General features: G+C 24.7%; 4 protein-coding genes and 1 tRNA gene. 2 read left to right on the forward strand and 3 right to left on the reverse strand.

The features are described from left to right. Nucleotides 1-533: 533 nt before the first annotated feature. Nucleotides 534-1,334: a pyruvate, water dikinase regulatory protein gene (locus Q1J60_RS02430; protein WP_300258008.1), complete on the reverse strand. Its 801-nt coding sequence runs from the start codon at nucleotides 1,332-1,334 to the stop codon at nucleotides 534-536. A 277-nt stretch (nucleotides 1,335-1,611) separates the two neighbouring features. Here Q1J60_RS02430 and Q1J60_RS02435 point away from each other — a divergent pair, with 277 nt between their 5' ends. Next, nucleotides 1,612-2,367 carry a signal peptidase II gene (locus tag Q1J60_RS02435; protein WP_300258011.1) on the forward strand — a complete coding sequence of 252 codons (756 nt, stop codon included), beginning with the start codon at nucleotides 1,612-1,614 and terminating at the stop codon, nucleotides 2,365-2,367. Between the two features lie 118 nt (nucleotides 2,368-2,485). After that, on the forward strand, nucleotides 2,486-2,788 hold the full coding sequence (locus Q1J60_RS02440; protein WP_300258014.1) for a hypothetical protein: 303 nt from the start codon (nucleotides 2,486-2,488) through the stop codon (nucleotides 2,786-2,788). A 72-nt stretch (nucleotides 2,789-2,860) separates the two neighbouring features. On the opposite strand, the gene Q1J60_RS02445 is transcribed toward Q1J60_RS02440, so the two are convergent. Together Q1J60_RS02445 and Q1J60_RS02450 are read right to left on the reverse strand one after the other, a co-directional pair. Continuing rightward, nucleotides 2,861-3,925: an extracellular solute-binding protein gene (locus Q1J60_RS02445; RefSeq protein WP_300258016.1), complete on the reverse strand. Its 1,065-nt coding sequence runs from the start codon at nucleotides 3,923-3,925 to the stop codon at nucleotides 2,861-2,863. A 148-nt stretch (nucleotides 3,926-4,073) separates the two neighbouring features. Next, nucleotides 4,074-4,149, reverse strand: a tRNA-Lys gene (locus Q1J60_RS02450). Between the last annotated feature and the right edge of the window lie 23 nt (nucleotides 4,150-4,172).

Consider the following 4,172-nt stretch of genomic DNA (forward strand, 5'->3'; position numbering starts at 1 on the left):
ATTACTTATAAAAGAATTGCTGGTTTATGTTAATATCTTCTGTTTAATTTTCAAAGACCATTTCTTTGTCGCCCTCAAGCGACTTCCTTAGTTTATCATCACTTCGAAACTTTGTCAACAACTTTTTTCAAAACTTTTAATTTATTTTGTTAAGTTGTTTGTATGTCTCTCAGCGACGAGATTTATCTTACCATGATATTAAATCTATTCACTATTTATTAATTTTAAAAATTCAAAATTATAGTTATAATTCTTTTATTTTCACTTATTTTCTTATTAATTCTTATATTGACACACCTGGATTAGTATATTTAGCTTTTATTTACATTGTAATATAATATATTGAAAATAATTACAAATTCTAATTAAAAATTAATATGCTAATAAATTTTAATATACTATTTTTATTTGTATAATATTAGTTTAAAAATTTATTAAAGTTAATAAATATAAGCTACTAATAAAAAAATACCAGTAGCTTTATATTTATCCTTATTAAATTTTATATTTTAAAATGATTATGTTTATAAAAATTATTTTATACCTAATTTTTCTATTATTATTAAAGCAGTATCTTCTATAGCTCTCTGAGTTACATCTATTGTTCTACAACCTATTTTTCTCAGTATCTTATCTGCAAATTCAAACTCCTCTAATATTCTTGAATCAGAAGCATACTCTATATCTGCTGATATTCTATGGAATTTATCCAACCTTCTTTTTCTTATCTCTATAAGTTGAAGTGGATTTATTGTAAGGCCAAATATTTTCTTTTTATCAACTTCATATAATTCTTCTGGAACCCCAACTTCTGGAACTAGTGGAATGTTTATTGCTTTTATTCCCTTGTTAGCAAGATACATACATAATGGAGTTTTAGATGTTCTAGATAATCCAACAAGGACTACATCAGAATTTTTTAGTCCTCTATAGTCTTTACTATCATCATACTGCATAGCAAATTCCATAGCTTCTATCCTCTTATAATAAGTTTCATCAGTATTCCACATAGCACCTGGATTATAATTTGGATATTTATTTAATATTGTTGAAGCTACATTTATTATTGGACCAAGAACATTTATTATATTTATATTTTTCTCAATACATTTTTGTGTTAGATATTCTCTAACATTAACGGTTATTATGGTAGATACAATCATACATGATTCATAGTCCTCAATAGTTTTCATTAAATCTCCTACATCTTCTAAACTTTTAACATAAGGAATTCTTTTAACTTCAGCATTATCCTTAAACTGACTAGCAGTAGCTATTGCTACCTGTTGAGCTGTTTCTCCTATAGAATCTGAAACTGCAAAAATTGTTAACATAAAAATTACTCCTCTCTTTTCCTCTAAAAACAACTATATTATTGTTGTTTTTTAATGTAATCTACTCTCTTTTCCCTTTATTATGTGTGATAATTTATATATTCTTTTAAAATTCTATATATCCTCTTTAATTGTAATAATTAACTATGTTAAAATTGATTTAGTTTAATTAATGAAACTATTACAGACTAAAGTTATAAATATATCTTCAATATTTATAAAAACTATTGTTATTTTAATTAAATATTCTAACGATATATCTTATAAGGAGGTAATAATGAATAAAAAGAAATGGGTAACTATAGGGATACTGCCTATAATGTGGTTGATTTATTTCTTATTTGAATTTTTAACTGGAAGAATTGAAAAGAATTATGAAACTCTTATGATGTTATTTTTAATAATTCCTTTTGCATTGGTAGGATATCTCGTATATGTTTTAGTAAATAAATATAAATATGGATTTAGCAAAAAAACATTGCTATGGATATTCCTGATTTTAATGGTTTTAGATCAAGGAATAAAATTTATTATACATAAATTGTTTTTCAATAATTATTTTAATATTATAGGTAACTTCTTAACATTTCAGCCAATTATAAATACAGATGGCTCTTGGCTAAATGTTCGCTTTGGAACTAAACTAGACTTTGGATTACTTATAATATTAAATTTAATAGCATTAATAATATTCTTTGAATGTTATAGATATTATGTCTATAATGGGCATAAAGATTTTAATGCAGATATGTGTATAGTATTTATAATGGCTGGTGCTTTATGCTCTTTAATAGATAAAGTTTTTTATGGTGGAAGCTTAGACTTCATAGGTATAAGCAATCTATTTGTAGCTGATTTCAAAGATATATATATAAATTTAGCTATTTTATTTTTCATACTATGCATATACTTCAATGATTATTGGAAAGATGATACATCTAGTACTTTAAAAGATGATCTTTATTCAGTAAAAAATTTCTTTATTTTTTCAAAAAATGATTTACTAATAAATATATTCAAACTTAAGAAATAGTATATTTGTAAGATATCACAAAATTAATCTAATTATCCATTTATAATGGACAAAGCCTCTTATTATGATATATTAAAGGTGTAGAGAATTTAATATATTAATTGAGAGGAGAATAGCTATGCTAGTAAGATGTGTAGATAATTCATTATGCTCAAGCCTAACTTTTGGTAAGGAGTATGTTGTAATTGAAGAAGGCGATAAATACTATGTTGTGGTTGATGATAGAAATAAGGAAATTACAACTAAAAAGCAAAGATTTCAGGTTATCGAAGATAGTGATTTAGCTAAAAAGACTAAAGCTACTATAAATGAACTTAACTTCCAAATTAACAATGAATTTAAAGATATCAAAGATTTTAAAGTTAGAACTAACTCTAAAGGAGAAATCAAAGAGGTTATCATTAAATTTAAATACGAATAAGATATTTACAATTCACACTTTAAATATAAAAGAGATATTATGTTTTAAACGTAATATCTCTTTTTTAATATATTAATATTTCTTCTTACCTTTAATAATAGGATTCTTAGTTATCTTAGCAGGTATTTCAGGTTTAACAACACTATTAAAAAATTGAACCCATTTATCTTCATTCTCAAGAACAACATTATTTTCTATATATAAAGTTTTAAAATTCTTAATCCAATCAGGAGAATATTTTATTGCTATAGGTAATGTAGGCATTATATTAAATTTTTGAGCTAGTTCTAACTGAATCTTTGGTCCAGCTACAAACTCCATAAATAGTTCTGAAGCATTTGGATTAGGCGCTGATTTTAATATGCCTGAACATTCAGTTATAACAGGTACACCATATTGAAAATCAATTCTTGTTATATTATCATTATCTTTATTTTTTTTATTTAAAATATCTAAAGGTAGAACTCCTATTGGAGTTTCTTTAGTATTTAAAGCTGTAACTAATTCATCATAAGTATTAAAAAATGTAGATACATTTAACTTTAAACCTTGTAAGAAATCATTTCCTATATTATCATCATTATTTGATTCTTTACTTAAATAAGAAGCCGTAGCAGATATAAAATACTTTGTATAATCATTATTAGAATTTACCATTAATAATTTATTGGCTAAATTCCCATTTTTTAAATCAACTAAATTCTTTGGCACAAGATTAGCTGCTAAGTTAGCTTTATTATAAGCTACTACCATAGGATTTCTAAATATTGAATACCAATATCCATCTTTATCTCTATAATTATCATCTACATCGCTATACCAACTTGTTTTATATGCTTTAAGAATATTATCTGAAGCCATTTTTTTATATAATTGATTATTTCCACCTAAGATAATATCAGTATTTGAATTCTTAAAATCCTCTTCTTTTATTTCATCTTTCACTTCATATTTAACTGATATTCCAGTTTCTTTTTTAAATTCTTCAGCTATATAACTAATAACTTCATCAGGATATTTACTTGTTACCACTACTGTACTCTCTAAAGTCTTTTCTTTTGATTCACCACAAGACACCATACAAAATAAAAATACTAGAAGTAATCCTAATGATAATATTTTCTTTATTCCTTTCATTACTCTCCTCCCAAATACTATAAAAATATAATTAAACCTCTTTTTTACATTTCTTTTAAATTAACTAACTTAAGTATAAATTATTTTTATACTAATTCATATAATATATTTTTATATACAAAAAAAACCTCTCTTATTAGAGAGGTTTTGGTGATCTGCCAGGGAATCGAACCCTGGACACCGTGATTAAAAGTCACGTGCTCTACCGACTGAGCTAGCAAATCATAAGACCTGGCGACCACCTACT

Origin of the sequence: Clostridium sp. (genome assembly GCF_029258205.1) — a bacterium.
Lineage (GTDB): Bacteria > Bacillota > Clostridia > Clostridiales > Clostridiaceae > Sarcina.

Coding starts and splice junctions, on each gene's coding strand:
- Q1J60_RS02430 (WP_300258008.1), bottom strand. CDS start 1,334: ATGTTAACAATTTTTGCAGTTTCAGATTCTATAGGAGAAACAGCTCAA.
- Q1J60_RS02435 (WP_300258011.1), top strand. CDS start 1,612: ATGAATAAAAAGAAATGGGTAACTATAGGGATACTGCCTATAATGTGG.
- Q1J60_RS02440 (WP_300258014.1), top strand. CDS start 2,486: ATGCTAGTAAGATGTGTAGATAATTCATTATGCTCAAGCCTAACTTTT.
- Q1J60_RS02445 (WP_300258016.1), bottom strand. CDS start 3,925: ATGAAAGGAATAAAGAAAATATTATCATTAGGATTACTTCTAGTATTT.